12 protein-coding genes and 1 pseudogene (1 of these 13 only partly in view) are annotated in these 16457 nt (G+C 66.7%); 5 read left to right on the top strand and 8 right to left on the bottom strand.

Annotation, left to right across the window (positions count from 1 at the left end):
- Positions 1–26 precede the first annotated feature (26 nt).
- Positions 27–1382 (top strand): chloride channel protein, encoded by a 1356-nt coding sequence (locus QE444_RS20775; RefSeq protein ID WP_280311399.1) that lies wholly within the window; start codon positions 27–29, stop codon positions 1380–1382.
- 146 nt (positions 1383–1528) lie between these two features.
- On the opposite strand, the gene QE444_RS20770 is transcribed toward QE444_RS20775, so the two are convergent.
- Complete coding sequence (locus tag QE444_RS20770; protein ID WP_133862516.1) at positions 1529–2275, bottom strand: SDR family oxidoreductase; 747 nt, start codon at positions 2273–2275, stop codon at positions 1529–1531.
- A 316-nt stretch (positions 2276–2591) separates the two neighbouring features.
- On the opposite strand from QE444_RS20770, the gene QE444_RS20765 reads away from it, so the two are divergent.
- The 4 genes and pseudogenes from QE444_RS20765 to QE444_RS20750 all read left to right on the top strand — a co-directional run bounded on the left by QE444_RS20765 (position 2592) and on the right by QE444_RS20750 (position 9343).
- Positions 2592–5033, top strand: coding sequence for a glycogen/starch/alpha-glucan phosphorylase (locus tag QE444_RS20765; protein WP_133862515.1), 2442 nt, complete (start codon positions 2592–2594; stop codon positions 5031–5033).
- A 262-nt stretch (positions 5034–5295) separates the two neighbouring features.
- Positions 5296–7392: a glycogen debranching protein GlgX gene (gene glgX, locus QE444_RS20760; RefSeq protein ID WP_309741461.1), complete on the top strand. Its 2097-nt coding sequence runs from the start codon at positions 5296–5298 to the stop codon at positions 7390–7392.
- A gap of 164 nt (positions 7393–7556) precedes the next feature.
- A pseudogene (locus QE444_RS20755) lies at positions 7557–8568 on the top strand (class 1 fructose-bisphosphatase).
- Between the two features lie 169 nt (positions 8569–8737).
- Entirely contained in the window at positions 8738–9343 is a 606-nt protein-coding gene (locus QE444_RS20750; RefSeq protein WP_187980150.1) for an outer membrane protein, read from the top strand.
- 33 nt (positions 9344–9376) lie between these two features.
- Here QE444_RS20750 and QE444_RS20745 read toward each other — a convergent pair whose 3' ends face one another.
- From QE444_RS20745 to QE444_RS20715, 7 genes are all read right to left on the bottom strand, one after another.
- Positions 9377–9982 (bottom strand): CopD family protein, encoded by a 606-nt coding sequence (locus QE444_RS20745; protein WP_309741458.1) that lies wholly within the window; start codon positions 9980–9982, stop codon positions 9377–9379.
- A 294-nt stretch (positions 9983–10276) separates the two neighbouring features.
- Complete coding sequence (gene copC, locus QE444_RS20740) at positions 10277–10648, bottom strand: copper homeostasis periplasmic binding protein CopC (RefSeq protein ID WP_133862510.1); 372 nt, start codon at positions 10646–10648, stop codon at positions 10277–10279.
- A gap of 33 nt (positions 10649–10681) precedes the next feature.
- Complete coding sequence (locus QE444_RS20735; protein ID WP_309741456.1) at positions 10682–12472, bottom strand: SulP family inorganic anion transporter; 1791 nt, start codon at positions 12470–12472, stop codon at positions 10682–10684.
- 209 nt (positions 12473–12681) lie between these two features.
- A complete protein-coding gene (locus tag QE444_RS20730) occupies positions 12682–13893 on the bottom strand; it encodes an ammonium transporter (RefSeq protein WP_187981250.1) in 1212 nt (403 codons plus the stop codon).
- A 195-nt stretch (positions 13894–14088) separates the two neighbouring features.
- The gene (locus tag QE444_RS20725) at positions 14089–14673 is read right to left on the bottom strand and encodes a YigZ family protein (RefSeq protein WP_273861859.1); all 585 of its coding nucleotides are present in this window, start codon (positions 14671–14673) and stop codon (positions 14089–14091) included.
- A complete protein-coding gene (locus tag QE444_RS20720) occupies positions 14670–15326 on the bottom strand; it encodes a TetR/AcrR family transcriptional regulator (protein ID WP_187980146.1) in 657 nt (218 codons plus the stop codon). The genes QE444_RS20725 and QE444_RS20720 overlap by 4 nt, the downstream gene beginning before the upstream one ends.
- Positions 15327–15396: 70 nt before the next feature.
- Positions 15397–16457, bottom strand: partial view of a nucleobase:cation symporter-2 family protein gene (locus QE444_RS20715; RefSeq protein ID WP_309741453.1) — the 3' portion only. The gene runs 316 nt beyond the window's last position; 1061 of the gene's 1377 nt are visible here — the last part of the coding sequence; its start codon lies beyond the right edge, outside the window; its stop codon occupies positions 15397–15399.

Genomic DNA, 16457 nt, shown 5'->3' with positions numbered 1-16457 from the left:
TCTCGCTTCCTGGTGTCCTCTTCTCCATGTCCGATCCCGTCTTTCCCGATACCGATCCCGAAGTCGCCGCCCGGCGTCGGCTGCATCTGCTGCGCCATCGCCGGCGCCGTCGGCTGCGCGAGTGGCGCCAGCGCATCGCCTTCTGGGTCGGCGCGGTGCTGGTAGGGCTGGCCGGTCTGGCCTTCGCCTGGCTGGCCGATGCCTCCTTCGGCCTCTTCCAGAAAATGCTACGGCACAGTGCGATCTGGCCCTGGCTGGTGACGCCGCTCGGCTTCGCCGGACTGGTCTGGTTGACGCAAGGCGTGTTGCGCGATGCCCGTGGCAGCGGCATTCCCCAGGTCATCGCCACCCTCGAAAGACCCGAAGCGGATCTGCGTGCCCGGCTGCTGGCGCCACCCATCGCCCTGGCCAAGCTGCTGCTCACCGCCGGCGCCCTGCTGGTGGGCGGCTCGGTGGGCCGCGAAGGACCTACGGTACACGTGGGCGCCGCGCTGCTCTATGGCTTCGGCAAGCGCCTCGGCCTGCATGGCCGCCGCACCCTGTCCGGACTCATCCTCGCCGGCGGTGCCGCCGGGATCGCCGCCGCCTTCAACACGCCCCTGGGCGGGGTGGTCTTCGCCATCGAGGAACTGACCCACACCTTCGAGCAGCGCTTCAGCGGCCTGGTGCTGACCGCCGTGCTGCTCGGCGGCATCGTCACCCTGGGCATCGTCGGCCCCTACAGCTATCTCGGCGCCTTGGATCTGCACCTGACCTGGGGCCTGGGCTGGATCGGCGTGGCAGTGATCGGCGTCGTCGGCGGACTGCTGGGCGGTTGCTACGGCCGCCTGGTGCTGCCCACCGACCGGGGCTGGCTGGGGCGCCTGAACGCCCTGCGCGGGCGGCGTCCGGTGGCTTTCGCCGCCGGCTGCGGACTGGTGCTGGCGGCGCTGGGGTTGCTTTCCGGCCAGCATGTGTTCGGCACCGGCTATGCCGAGACCCATGCCATCCTGGCCGGCGAGCCGGTGACCGGGGGCGACTTCCTGCTGTGGAAATTCCTCGCCAATGTCGTCTCCTACCTGGCCGGGGTGCCAGGTGGCCTGTTCTCGCCCTCGCTGGCGGTGGGGGCGGCGCTGGGCCCCTGGCTGGTCGACTGGCTGCCGGGCATCAGCCTGCCGCAATGCGCCCTGTTGGGCCTGGCCGCCTACCTTGCCGGCGTCACCCGTACCCCGCTGACCGCCACCGTCATCACCCTGGAGCTGGCCCACAGCCCGGACATGGCGCTGCCGGTGCTGGCGGCCTGTCTGCTGGCCGCCGCCGTCTCCGGTTGGCTGATGCCGGTGCCGCTCTACCATGCGCTGTCGCAACAGGTATTGAACGCCCTCACGCCCCGACGCGACTAGACTCTGTACGAAAAATGCCTGCGCTTGGTGATGCTTCGTTGAAAAAACACTTCGGAATGCTCATTTACCACTCGTAAACTCCGCTTCCTCAGCGTTTTTCGCCTCGCCTGACCGTCGCTCGGCGATTGTTCGTACAGAGCCCGGCCCTAGCGTCCACCGCCGATATCCAGCAGGGCGCCGGTGGTGTAGGAGGCTTCGTCCGACAGCAGCCAGAGAATGCCGGCGGCGATTTCCTCGGCGTCACCCGCACGCCCCAATGGTGTGGTCACGCCCAGGCGCTCGGCACGCCCCGGCTGGCCACCGCTGGCATGGATGTCGGTGAGGGTCACGCCCGGTCGCACCGCGTTGACCCTTACCCCGTGCGGACCGAGTTCCTTGGCCAGGCCGAGGGTCAGGGTGTCCAGCGCCGCCTTGCTGGCGGCGTAGTCGACGTATTCGTTGGGGGAGCCCAGGCGGGCGGCGATGGAGGAGACATTGACGATGGCCCCCCCGCGGCCGCCGCGTTCCCGCGACAGGTGACGGGCCGCTTCGCGCGCGCAGAGAAAGGCGCCATAGACGTTGACCTCGAACATCCGTCGCAGGCGCTCTGCGCTCATGTCCACCAATGGCTGGGAATGGTCGACGATCCCGGCATTGTTGACGAAGCCGTCCAGCCCGCCGAAGCGCGCCACCGTGCGCTCGAACAGCGCCAGCACCTGGGCTTCGTCGGCCACGTCGCCGCGCAGTGCCAGGCCTTCCACGCCCAGACCCTCGATCTCGGCCAGGGTGGCCCGGGCCGCGGCCTCGTCCTGGCGATAGTTGAAGGCGACATTCCAGCCGCGGCGAGCGGCGCCAAGGGCCGTGGCGCGGCCGATACCGCGACTTGCACCGGTGATGAGCAGGGTCTTGCGCATGATGAAAACCTCGGGCTAGAGAGCGGAGAGGGGAGACGGCTAACCGTCTGATGTGTCGAAAAAAGCTTGGACGTGCCCGACGTTTCGCCTAAAAGTAGGGTGAACGGCACGCGCCGCATTATCCGCGGCCACTTCGCGATCTGATTCCCAGGCTTGTCTGAAAGGTCACCGAGTGAAGGTGAGACAAGGCAAAAATCAGCGAGGAAGCGCAGTTTACGAGCGGTAAATGAGCATTCTGAGTTGATTTTCAACGCAGCATCACCGATGCGCAGGTACTTTTCAGACAAAGCTCAAGCGCTTGTAGAGGTCAATCCTGATGACAAGACCCCGCTTCATCTCGCCCAACGAAGTTTCCGCGCTCCGTACCAACATCCTCTCCAAGCTCACCTACGCCGTCGGCAAGGACCCCGACAACGCCCTCGACCACGACTGGTTCCAGGCCACCGCCCTGGCCGCCCGTGACTACATCGTCGACCGCTGGATGAGTCGCACCCGCGACGCCTATCGCACCGGCCAGAAGCGGGTCTACTACCTTTCACTGGAATTCCTCATCGGTCGCTTGCTGATCGACAGCCTGTCCAACCTCGGCATCCTCGAAGAGACCCGCCGTGCCCTGGCCGACCTCGGCGTCGACCTGGAGCGCATCCGCGGGCTGGAGCCGGACGCCGCCCTGGGTAACGGCGGTCTCGGCCGGCTGGCCGCCTGCTTCATGGAAAGCATGGCCACCCTGGGCATCGCCAGCCATGGCTATGGCATCCGTTACGAGCATGGTTTGTTCCGCCAGGTGATCGCCGATGGCTTCCAGCTGGAGCAGCCGGAGAACTGGCTGGATTTCGGCAACCCCTGGGAGTTCGAACGGGCCGAGGTGGTGTACGAGATCGGTTTCGGCGGTCACGTCGCGCCCTACGGCGAAGGCGATCCGCGCCGCCAGGTGTGGACGCCCGGCGAACGCATCCGTGCGGTGGCCTATGACACCCCGGTGATCGGCTGGGGCGGGGAGGGCGCCAACACCCTGAGACTCTGGCGCGCCCGACCGCTGGAGATCCTCCACCTGGAAACCTTCAACGCCGGCGACCATGTCGGCGCCGTGGCCAACGAGGCGCGCGCCGAGAGCATCTCGCGGGTGCTCTATCCGGCCGACAGCAGCGAAGCCGGCCAGGAACTGCGCCTGCGCCAGGAGTACTTCTTCGTCGCCGCCTCGCTGGCCGACCTGACCCGCCGTCATCTCAAGCAGCACAACGACTTGCTCAGCCTGCCCGAGCACGTGTCCATCCAGCTCAACGACACCCACCCGGCCATTGCCGTGGCCGAGCTGATGCGGCTGCTGGTGGACGTCCACGGCATTCCCTGGGACGCCGCCTGGAGCACCACCGTCGGCACCCTCAGCTACACCAACCACACCCTGCTGCCCGAGGCGCTGGAGACCTGGCCGGTGCAGCTGATGGAGCGCCTGCTGCCGCGGCACATGCAGATCATCTACCTGATCAATGCGCAGTTCCTCGACTCCCTGCGCGCCCGCGGCGAGACCGATGGCGCCATGATCTCCTATGTCTCCCTGATCGACGAAAGCCAGGGTCGCCGGGTGCGCATGGGCAACCTGGCCTTCCTCGGCTCGCACAGCACCAATGGCGTGTCGGGACTGCACACCGACCTGATGCGCAAGACGGTCTTCCGCTCGCTGCACCGACTCTATCCGGATCGCATCAACAACAAGACCAACGGCATCACCTTCCGCCGCTGGTTGCACCAGGCCAATCCGGCGCTCACCGACCTGCTGGTGGATACCCTGGGCCAGGGCGTGCTGCACGATCCGGAAAAGACCCTGCCGCAGCTCAAGCCCTATGCCAACGACAGCAACTTCCGCGAGCGCTTCGCCCTGCAGCGTCAACGCAACAAGGACACCTTCACCAGCCTGGTGAAACAGCGGATGGAGATCGATCTCGACCCCGCCGCGCTGTTCGACGTCCAGATCAAGCGCATCCACGAGTACAAGCGGCAGCTGATGAACCTGCTGCAGACCATCGCGCTGTATCAGGCCATCCGCGACAACCCCAACGGCGACTGGACGCCGCGGGTCAAGATCTTCGCCGGCAAGGCCGCCGCCAGCTATCACCAGGCCAAGCTGATCATCAAGCTGGCCAATGATGTGGCCAAGGTGGTCAACAACGATCCCCTGACCCGCGACCTGCTCAAGGTTGTCTTCCTGCCCAACTACAACGTCAGCCTGGCCGAGGTCATCATTCCGGCGGCGGACCTGTCCGAGCAGATCTCCACCGCCGGCATGGAAGCCTCGGGCACCAGCAACATGAAGTTCGGCCTCAATGGCGCCCTCACCATCGGCACCCTGGACGGCGCCAATGTGGAGATGTGCGAGCTGATCGGTGAGGAGCACATGTTCATCTTCGGCCTCAAGGCGGCCGAGGTGGAGGAGCGCCAGCGCAGCGGCGGCATCTCCTCGGACATCATCGAGAATTCGCCACGCCTGGCCCAGGTCCTGGCGGGTCTGCGCGGTGGCCAGTTCTCCCCCGAGGATCCGGCTCGCTACAACAGCCTGCTCGACGTGCTTACCTGGCACGACCGCTTCCTGGTCTGCGCCGACTTCGATGCCTACTGGGACGCCCAGCGCCAGGTTGAAATGCGCTGGCAGCAGCCGGACAAATGGTGGCAATCGGCGGTGATCAACACCTCCAGCATGGGCTGGTTCTCCTCCGACCGCACCATCCGCGAATACGCCACGGAGATCTGGAAGGCGCTGTAGTCGTTATAGGGTCTATCGCGGCCATGGCGGTCCGCCGCTGCGGCCGCTCCTACAGGCCATCCGTAGGAGCGGCCCATGGCCGCGATAAGGGCCACGACAGAGCCGGCGCCCAGGCAGGATGTGCTGGGCTTCGCTACGCTCAACCCAGCCTACGGCGGCTGGCCATGGCCACGATCAGCCACTCCCCGACTGAGAACCCCTGCCTTCCACGACGTCTACATCCTTGCAGTATCCGCCCCGCAAGCCCGTCACCGGAGTCCCCATGCCCCGTACCTTCACCCGCCTCGAAGCGGGCAATCCCGCCCATTACGGTGCCACCGTCGTCGACGGCGGGATCAACTTCGCCGTCTGGTCCCCTGCCGCCGAAGCCGTCGAACTCTGCCTCTACGATGCCAAGGGTGAGGCCGAGACCCAGCGCCTGGCCTTTCGCGAACATGAGGGCGGCGTCTGGCATGGTTTTCTACCTGGCGCCAAGCCAGGCCTAAGATATGGGTTGCGTGCCCAGGGCGCCTATCGGCCCCAGGACGGGCTCAGATTCAATGCCCAAAAATTGCTGGTGGATCCCTGGGCCCTGGCGGTGGACCGGCCGTTCCAGCTGCACCCCAGCACCTATGGCTTCCACCCCGAAGACCCCAGCCGCCCGGACGAGCGCGACAGCGGCGCCCATGTCCCGAAGGCCATCGTCCTGCCTTCGCTCGACGCCCTGACGCCCGCGCCCAAGCGACGCGATGCCGGGCTGATCTACGAATTGCACGTCCGCGGCCAGACCCAGTTGCATCCGAAGGTCCCGGCCCGCCAGCGCGGCACCCTGGCAGCGCTGCGGCATCCCGCGCTGATCGAGCACTGGCACCGCCTCGGCGTCACCACCCTGGAACTGCTGCCCATCGCCGCCTGGGCCGACGACCGCCATCTGCCGGCCCTGGGCCTGGCCAACTACTGGGGCTACAACCCGGTGCTCATGGCCGCCGTCGATCCGCGCCTGGCCGGGCACGAGGCCCTGGACGAATTGCGCGAGACGGTAGCCACCCTGCAGGCCGTCGGCTTCGAGGTGCTGCTCGACGTGGTCTTCAACCATACCGGCGAAGGCGATGAACTCGGCCCCACCTTCAATCTGCGCGGCCTGGACAATGCCGGCTACTACCGCCTGCAGCCGGACGATCCGGCGCGTTATATCAACGACATGGGCTGCGGCAACTGCCTGGCCCTGTACAGCCCGCCAGCGCTGCGCCTGACCCTGGACAGCCTCCGGCACTGGGTCACCACCGCCGGCGTCGACGGCTTCCGCTTCGACCTGGCACCGGCGCTGGGTCGCCTGGAAAGCGGTTTCGATCGTGACGCACCACTGCTCCAGGCGCTGGCCCAGGATCCGGTCCTGCGCCAGGTGCGACTGGTGGCCGAGCCCTGGGACATCGGTCCCGGCGGTCATCAGGTCGGCGCCTTTCGCGCGCCCTGGCAGGAATGGAACGACGCCTTCCGCGACGACGTCCGCCGCTTCTGGCGCGGTGACGAGGGGCTGCGTGGCGCCCTGGCCACCCGCCTGGCCGGTAGCGCCGATCTCTTCGGCGCGGGCGATCGCCTGCTGCGCACCAGCGTCAACTTCATCACCGCCCACGACGGCTTCACCCTCGCCGACCTGGTCAGCTACGCCAAGAAGCACAATGAAGCCAACGGCGAGGGCAATCGCGACGGCACCACCGACAACAAGAGCTGGAACAACGGCGTCGAAGGCCCGAGCGCCGATCCGGCCATCCAGGAGGCCCGCGCCGCCGACCAGCGCGCCCTGCTGGCGACCCTGATCCTCGCCGGTGGCGAACCCATGCTGACCGCCGGCGACGAATTCGGTCGCACCCAGCAGGGCAACAACAACGCCTATGTGCAGGACAACGAACTGTCCTGGCTGGACTGGCAGCAGGCCGGCAGCCCCGCCGGGCAACGGCAGAGCGCCTTCGTCGGTCGCCTCATGGCGCTACGCCAGGAATTGCCGGCCTTGCAGGCACAGCGGCTGCTGGGCCGCCCCGATTCCCGTGGTTGGGTGAGGATCGAATGGCTCGATGCCGATGGCGTGTCGATGGATGACGGTCGCTGGCAAGCCGGGGGCCGCTTGCCGCTTGCGCTCACCCTGGAATCCCTCGATGGCGAGGATCAACCCGAGGCGGCGCGAATCTGGCTGGCCTTCCAGCCACGTCGGGAGGAGATCGAGCTGCGTCTGCCCCAGTCACGTGACGGACATCACTGGGTGATACAGCTGGACAGTCGCCGGCCTGAACTGGAACCCGGCTCGGCAGTCTATCCCAGCGCCGAAAACCTCCGTGTTGGCCGAGGCGTACTGCTGGCCGTGGAGACCCCGGACGCGCCCTAGGCGCCCGTTCCCGGTCGGCCGTCAGCGCTGATCGCTTTCTCACCTGGTCGAGGAAGCAGCAAATCGGCACTGGCTGGCAGACCCGGCCTGTCGGTCCGCTCTGCTTGAGACGGAGCTTGAGCTTTGGCGCTACACTCGCGCCCATCATTACAAGGAGCACCGCGATGTCCCGGATATCCCTCAGTCGTTACCTCATCGAGCAGACCCGCAGCCACAAGACCCCGGCCGACCTGCGCTTCCTCATCGAAGTCGTGGCCCGGGCGTGCAAGCGCATCAGCTACGAGGTGTCCAAGGGGGCGCTGGGTGGCGTGCTCGGCAGCATGGGCACCGAGAACGTCCAGGGCGAGGTGCAGAAGAAGCTGGACGTGCTGTCCAACGAGATCCTGCTGGAAGCCAACGAGTGGGGCGGCACCCTGGCCGGCATGGCCTCCGAGGAAATGGACCAGGTTCACCAGATCCCCGGTCACTACCCCAAGGGCGCCTACCTGCTGATGTTCGACCCGCTGGACGGCTCGTCCAACATCGACGTCAACGTTTCCGTCGGCACCATCTTCTCCATCCTGCGCAAGGACTTCGTCAGCAGCACCACCGGTGATGTGACCGAAGAAGCCTTCATGCAAAAGGGTACCGAGCAGGTCGCTGCCGGCTACGCCATCTACGGTCCCCAGACCATGCTGGTGCTGACCCTGGGCGACGGCGTCAAGGGCTTCACCCTGGATCGCGAGCTGGGCAGCTTCGTGCTGACCCACGAAGACATCACCATCCCCGAGACCACCGCCGAATTCGCCATCAACATGTCCAACCAGCGCCACTGGGAAGCCCCGGTCAAGCGCTACGTGGACGAACTGCTGGCCGGCAAGGAAGGTCCCCTGGGCAAGAACTACAACATGCGCTGGATCGCCTCCATGGTGGCCGACGTCCATCGCATCCTTACCCGTGGCGGCCTCTTCATGTACCCGCGCGACGCCCGCGAACCGGAAAAGCCCGGCAAGCTGCGCCTGATGTACGAGGCCAATCCCATGGCCCTGCTGGGTGGAGCAGGCCGGTGGCGCTGCCACCAACGGTCACCAGCGCATCCTCGACGTCCAGCCCGATGGCCTGCACCAGCGGGTAGCGGTGTTCCTGGGCTCCAAGGAAGAAGTGCAACGCGTGACCGAGTACCACCGTCAGCGTTGATCGCCTTCAAGCCGGACCGCCTGCAACGGGCGGTCCGGTTCACTCCTCGCGTCGTGCCTCAGCGTTCAGCTCCGATTCAGTCCCCTTAATCCGCCGCTAATCCGCCGCCGCCGAAGATGGCCGCGCAGCCGGTCGGGCTGTATTCGCATCGTGTGAGGAGCTTTTCACCATGAACGCCCTGAAATCCCGTGTCGTCCTCTTCGGCCTGCTGGCCCTGGCCAGTCATCAGGTCTTTGCCGCCGATACCCAGAACTTCGCCGGCCTCACCTATGGCAAGAGCTACGACAACTTCAGCAACAGCCACGCCCTCGACCGCAACCTGAACAGCCCCGATACCGATGGTGCCATCGATGGCAGCAACACCTGGGGGCTGCGCCTCGGTCAGCAGAACGACACCGGTCGCTACTATGCCACCCTCGACCAGGCCAGCGGCAGCAGCGCTGGCCTCGGGCTCAAGCAGCAGGACCTGACCGGCAGCTACGATGCCTTCTATCCCCTGGGCAGCAATACCAAGCTGTTCGGTGGCGGGACCCTGGGCGTCGCCCGGGTCACCCAGGATGGTTCCAGTTTCGGCCACGACAGCGACCTCGGCTATGTGGCCGGGGTCCAGGCCGGCATCCTGCAGCAGGTCAACGAGCGCACCTCCCTGGAAGCCGGCTATCGCTACCTGCGCAGCAATGCCAAGCCCGATATCGACCAGGACGGCGCCAAGCTCGGCTCGAGCCAGCTCGACAGCAGCAAGGAAATCTACCTGGGCATGAACGTCTATTTCTGAGGCGTGCCGGGGCGCCAGCGGGCGCCCCGACTTTCAGCTGAAGGGATCCAGCCCCGCGAAGACCGCCACCAGCGCGACGGCGACCACCCCCAGGGCGATCTCCATGGCCGTGGCCCGGCGCAGCAGCTGCCATGCCTGCGGCCCCTGTCCCAATCGCGGCACCAGCAGATAACGATTGGCCAGGGCCAGGACGACCATCGTCGCCACCACCAGTACCTTGGCCAGCAGCAGAGCGGAGTAGGGCGTCAGCCGCAGCAGGCCGTCCGGCCCCAGGATCAGCAGGCTGTTGAGCGCGCCGCTGAGCAAGGCCAGCGCCACGCAGATCTGCCCGGGCAGCGAGTAGCCGCGCAGCAAGTGCTGGACGTCATCCCTCAGGTCCGGGGGCGGCTGCCCCAGGCACAGCAGCACCCCGGGCAGACTGCCCAGCCAGAGCCCCGTGGTGAGCAGATGCAGGGCCTGGTTCAGCTGGTGCGCCAGGCCTAACCCGGCCGCCGTCGCGGCGGCATGGCCACCCAGGGCCAGACTGGCCAGCAGCAGGCCGCTGAATCCCCATAGCCACCGACTGCCGTGAATCCCGGGTCCCCACCAGCAGCCACAACGCCAGCAGCAGACCCAGTGGCAATTGCCAGCGCCAGCCATGGCCGGCCTCGGTGGCCAGATACAGCTGCCACAGCGGCAGGTTGAAGGCATCCGTCCAGCCCTCGCCCACCAGCGCGGCCTGCAGCGGCAACTGGCTCGATATCCCGAGCAGCAGCAGCGCGCCCAGCAGGCGGGCCGAGAGGCGGGCGCGTGCCAGTAGCCAGAGCCGCAAGCCGGGGCGACCCAAGCAGAGCGCCAGGGCCAGATAGCCCCAGGTCAGCAGCAGCGGCAGCAGCAGCAGGGTACGGGCGACGGGGCGCCAGGCATCGGGCGTCGCCAGTCCGCCGTCCATCCTTACTGGACGGTGAAGCGGTAATCGCCCTGGGTCTTGTGCCCGTCCTTGGCCAGTACGCGCCACTTCACCTGGTAGCGACCCGGTTCCAGCGGCGCATCCAGCGGCACGTCCAGGGTGCGCTCGTCGCGCCCGGAAATGACCTTGCCGGTAGTGATCGCCGTGCTGGCCTGGCCATCCTGACGTTGCAACAGCACCTGACTGAGAGACGCCTCGATCCCTTCGGAAAAGCTCAGACTCAATTGCTTCGGTGCCGCGCTGGTGCTGTCGGGGGCGGGCTCGGCGCTTTTGAGATGACCATGGGCCAGTGCCAGGCCGGGCAACAGCAGGGCGGTCAGGGCGAGGCGGCGAGCGAGACGCAGGGCAGCGGTCATGGAAATCTCCGGCGGCAGAAGGAAACCGCCAGCTTAGCAGTCCGTCCGGGTGGCGTCCGCGCCTGGCGCCTGCTCCGCCGCGCGCGCCGAGCATTCGACGAAGATGCGCGCGGTGCAGGTGCGGCAGACCTCCGGGTCCAGCCGCGGATAGATGCTGCGCAGGGCCTGATCCTTGGACGAGAAGACGTGGCCATCGCCCAGCTCCTTGAGAAACCCGGTCTTGGCGAACAGCTGCAGGACCGGCGTGCGGGGACGATGGAAATAGAGATCACCGCCCTGGGCCCGGCGCTCGCGCCACTCCCGCCGCCACAGGTCGTTACCCGCCAGGTCGATGAAATTCATGCTCTTGGTCATGAACAGGGCGTGCTTCTGGCCAGGCTGGGCACGGCGAAAGCCATCCAGCTGATCGCCGACATGGGGTACGGCGCCAAAGAACACCGAGCCTTCCACCCGCACCAGCTTGAGTTGCGGACACTCCTGCGCCGGCTGGCCCAGTTCGTCCAATGGGGTGAAGCGACGCTCGGGGGTACGGGGATCCGGCACCAGCGGGCGGATGGCGGGGTGCGAGGTGCGATAGAGATAGGCCACCAGGGACACCAGCGTGCCTAGCAGCACGGCGCGGTCCAGGGGAATGGTCAGGGTCGCCAGGAAGGTCACCCCGGCCACCAGGGCCTCGGTGCGGCTGACCCTCAGCACCTCGCGCCAGCGCCCCAGGTCCAGCAGGCCGCGCGCCACCAGCAGCAGGGTGGCGGCGATGGCCGCCAGTGGAATGGCGGCGATCAGGGCACCCCCGAAGGCTACCAGCGCCACCACCAGCAGGGCGGCGAACACTGCCGCCAGCGGCGTACGGGCCCCGGCTTCGAAATTGGGCATGGAGCGATTCAGCGAGCCGCAGGAGACATAGGCCGAGAAGCAGCCGCCGACCAGATTGGCCAGGCCCTGGCCGCGGAATTCGCGATTGACGTCCAGCCGCTGCCCGGAGCGCTGGGCCACCGCCTTGGCGATCGACAGCGACTGCCCCAGGGCCACCAGCGTCAGGGCCACGGCGATCCCGGAGAGATTGCCCAGGTCCTGCAGGGTGACGTCGGGCAGATGGAAGGGCGGCAGCGCCGAGGGGATCCGTCCGACCGTGGCGATCCCCTGGGCCGCGCCCGGCACGCTGCGCTCCAGGATCCAGGCGCTCAGGCAACCGGCCAGCAGGCCCAGCAGCATGGTCGGCCAGCGCGGGCGCAGCCGGCGCAGCAGCAGGGTGGCGACCAGGGTCACCACACCGATGACCAGCGACGGCCAGTGGATCGCCAGCGGATGGGCGAGCACATAGCCGAGGACGCCGAAGGCCGAGGTGCCCAGTGGCGGCGACAACCCGAACAGGTCCTTGAGCGAATAGAGCCCGATCAGCACGGCCGCACCACTCATGAAGCCGAGCAGCACCGAAGGCGAGATGAAGTTGGCCACGGCGCCCAGGCGCAGGGCGCCCACCGTCAGTTGCAACAGACCGACCAGCAGGGTCACCGCCAGGGCCAGGTCGATGTAGGGGCCGGAGCCCGCCAGCGCTAGCGGCGACAGCGCTGCCAGCAGGGCCAGGGAGTTGGCATTGGTCGGACCGGTCACCACATGGCGACTGGAACCCGCCAGGGCGGCGACGATGCAGGGCACCACGGCGCCATAGACGCCATATTGCGGAGGCAGTCCGGCCAGGGTGGCGAAGGCCACGCCCTGGGGCAGCGCCAGGACCGCGCCCAGCAGACCCGCACCCAGGTCCGCCTTCAGGGTGGTGCGGTCCACCTCGCGGAGCCAGGGCAGCAGGGTCGAGAGGGCGGGCATGGGGCACTCCTGGAAAAAGGATCGCCCACTCTACCGATTACTGTTACTGGCCGGCTACCGGCTGCCCGCCATCCACGGTTGCCGCCACGACACCGCATGTGCTCATTTCTTCACCAGTCGCCGCCAGACCGGTCTCCGTGGCGTTCTCGTGACTTCATGCACGGGTTATCCACATTACTGTACACGCTGGCTGTGGGTAACCTGGGCCACTAGCCATCGTGGCTGTTGGCGGCGATGCGATGGATCGACAGATCGGCGCCCTGGTATTCCTCTTCCTGACTCAGCCGCAAGCCCAGCACGGCCTTGAGCAGCCCGTAGACGGCCAGTCCACCGAGCAGGGCGATCGCGATACCCAGGGCCGTGCCGGCCAGCTGCGCCAGCAGGCTTACCCCGCCCAGGCCACCCAGCACCGTCTGGCCGAACAGACCGCAGGCGATGCCACCCCAGGCGCCGCAGAGGCCGTGCAATGGCCAGACGCCCAGCACATCGTCCAGCTTCCAGCGCGTCTGCACCGCGGTAAAGGCCCAGACGAACAGGGCGCCCGCCACCAGGCCTGTAGTCAGCGCGGCGATGGGATGCATCAGGTCGGAGCCGGCGCAGACGGCGACCAGTCCCGCCAGGGGACCGTTGTGCAGGAAGCCGGGATCGTTGCGCCCGAGCAGCAGGGCAGCCGCCGTCCCGCCGACCATGGCCATCAGCGAATTCAGCGCCACCAGTCCGCTGACACCCGCCAGGCTCTGGGCGCTCATGACGTTGAAGCCGAACCAGCCGACGATCAGGATCCAGGAGCCCAGCGCCAGGAAGGGAATGTTCGACGGCGGAAAGGCCACCAACCGGCCTTCGCGATAGCGACCCTGACGCGGCCCCAGCAGCATCACCGCCGCCAGGGCCAGCCAGCCACCCACCGCGTGCACCACCACCGAGCCGGCGAAGTCGTGAAAGCGCGCCCCGAACAGCGCTTCGAAGCTGTCCTGCAGCCCCAGGTTGTTGTTCCACATCAGGCCTTCGAAACAGGGATAGACGAAGGCCACGATCAGCGCCGTAGCGCACAGCTGCGGCACGAAGCGCGCCCGCTCGGCGATACCGCCGGAGATGATCGCCGGAATGGCCGCGGCGAAGGTCGCCAGGAAAAAGAACTTCACCAGTCCGTAGCCGCTGTCGGCGGTCAGCACCTGGGCCGGCGCGAAAAAGGTCACGCCATAGGCGATCCAGTAGCCGACGAAGAAGTACACCAGGGTGGAAATGGCGAAGTCGGCGAGGATCTTGGACAGGGCATTCACCTGGTTCTTGTGCCGCACGGTGCCGGCTTCGAGAAAGGCGAAGCCGGCGTGCATGGCCAGCACCATCACGGCGCCGAGCAGGAGAAAGAGGGTATTGGCACTGTGGACCAGGGTCGCCACGGCAGAAGGCAATTCGTTCATCAGGGCAGTCATCTGAAAGGGTTGCACCAAAAACATGCCTGACGGCTGCTTGATGCGCGCTTTTGGGGCGGGCTGCAGCTCTTGGCAGGTTCAGTCTTGCCGCCAGACAAGACACAACCCGGGTAGAGCACAGGAATGCGCCAGGGCGGTGCAAGTCGGAAAGGCATGCACCACTAGACAGCAAAGGTCGTGCCGCTAAAGCGAGCGTAGAACGATCCGACCACTGCTCAGATTGGTCAGCAAGGTCGCCACCTCGTCGCGACGCTGCGGTTCTACGGCGATCCGCAGGGCGATCTCCAGCGCCTGGTAGTCCTCTTCGAGCAGCACCACCGCCAAGGCGGCCAGGCGCGCCTTGATCAGCGGCCACTCCGCATAGGTACAGGCGAAGCCGTAGTCCTGCCGCACCACCAGCGGCTGCCTGTCCGCCTGCTGCAGGCAGCGCGCAGCGCAACCGCCATAGGCACGCACCAGTCCGCCGGTACCCAGCTTGATGCCGCCGTACCAGCGGATGACCACCACCACCACCTGGTCGCAATCCTGCCCCTCGATGGCAGCGAGGATGGGCCGGCCCGCGGTGCCGCCGGGCTCGCCGTCGTCATTGAAGCGGTATTGGTTGCCAAGCTTCCACGCCCAGCAGTTGTGGGTCGCGGTCGGTACGCTCACGCGCTCGATAAAGGTCATGGCCGCTTCCACCGTGGAAACGGGCGCGGCGAGGGCCAGAAAACGACTTTTGCGCACCTCTTCTTCAAAGGCGGCATCCCGGATCAGGGTGAAGGTCATGGCGCCTGGAGGCCCAGTCCCTTGAGGATGACATGGGTCAGGGTCCGCGCCGCTTCGTCGAAATCCTGCCGCGTCAGGCGGCTGCGTCCCGTCACCTGGCAGATCTGGCTGGCGAAGTCGGCATAGTGCTGGGTACTGCTCCACAGCAGAAAGATCAGGTGGACCGGATCCACCGGATCCATCTTGCCGGCCGCGATCCAGGCCTCGAACACCGCCGCCCGGCTGCGAAACCAGGTCTGGTAGTCCTGATCGAAGTATTCATACAGGCAGTGACCACCACCGATGATCTCCATGGCGAAGATCCGCGAGGCCAGCGGCTGGCGCCGCGAGAATTCCAGCTTGGCGCGGATGTAGCGGCTGAGGGCCTCGGCGGGGTCGTCTTCCACGGTCAGGTGGTTGAAGGTGCTGTCCCAGAGTTCGAGGATGTTGCCCAGCACCGCCATATAGAGGCCGAGCTTGTTGTTGAAGTAGTAGTGGAGATTGGCCTTGGGCAACCCGACGCGCTGGGCGATGGTGTTCATGCTGGTACCTTTGAAGCCATGGCGCGCGAATTCTTCCTCCGCCGCGCTCAGGATCGACTCCTCATTCTTCTGCCGGATGCGTCCGGCCGGCTTGTCCTGGCCGGCGTGATGGGCGGGTACGAGAAGGGTCATGACAACGATAGGATCCAAAGGCGCGGCAGGCATCAATAGCGTACCCCCGGTCCCGGACACAAGGGCTCTTTTATGGGTGTGGCGCCGGCGAGCGGCATTCCGTCAGCGCTGCGCTGCGCTCTTCGGGCAGCAGCAGGTTGAGCAGGATGGCGGTGATGCCGCCGCTGGTGATCGCAGTATCGAACAGACTCTTCACCAGTGGCGGCAACTGATCCAGCAGTGTCGGCTGGCTGGCGACGCCGAGACCCACGCCAAGGGAAGTGGCGATGATCAGCAGGCTGCGGCGATCCAGCGTGCACTGCGCCAGCAGCCGTATTCCAGCCGCGGCGACACTGCCGAACAGCACCAGGGTCGCACCGCCCAGCACCGGCTTGGGAATCTGCTGCAGAACGGCGCCCAGGATGGGAAACAGGCCCAGCACCAGCAGGATGGCGCCTATCCAGTAGCCGACATGGCGGCTGGCCACGCCGGTCAGCTGGATCACCCCGTTGTTCTGCGCGAAGGTGGTGCTGGGAAAGGTATTGAAGGTGGCCGCGAGCAGGCAGGCGACGCCGTCACCCAGGACCCCGCCCCGCAACCGTCGCAGATAGCCGGGGCCTTCGATGGGTTGCCGCGAGATCAGGCAATTGGCGGTCAGGTCGCCGGTGGTTTCCAGGGTGCTGATCAGATAGATCAGCGCGACCGGCAAAAAGGCCGACCAGTCGAAGGCGAAGCCGAAACGAAAGGGGAGGGGGACACTGATCAGGGGCAGATCCGGCAGCGCCTGGGGTTTCAGCAGGCCACAGCTCCAGGCGGCCAGGGAGCCCACCAGCAGGCCGATCATCACCGCCGACAGCCGCAACCAGGGTCGCCGTGACAGATTCAGGCCGATGATGATCACCAGGACCAGGCCACCGAGGGCCAGGTTGAGCGGTGCACCGAAGTTGGCGGCCTTGGCGCCGCCGCCGAGGTCGGTGACGCCCACCCTGATCAGGCTGATGCCGATCAGGGTGATGACGATGCCGGTCACCAATGGTGTGATCACTCGGCGCAACAGGCCCAGGCAGCGACTCAGGCCGATCTGGACGAAGGCGCCAAAGAAGCAGACGCCAAAGATCATCGCCAGGATGTCCTCCGGTGTCCCGCCGCGTT

Source organism: Pseudomonas sp. SORGH_AS_0199 (assembly GCF_031453735.1).
Taxonomy (GTDB): Bacteria; Pseudomonadota; Gammaproteobacteria; order Pseudomonadales; family Pseudomonadaceae; genus Chryseomonas; species Chryseomonas aestiva.
This window is presented reverse-complemented; position numbering and strand designations above follow the sequence as displayed.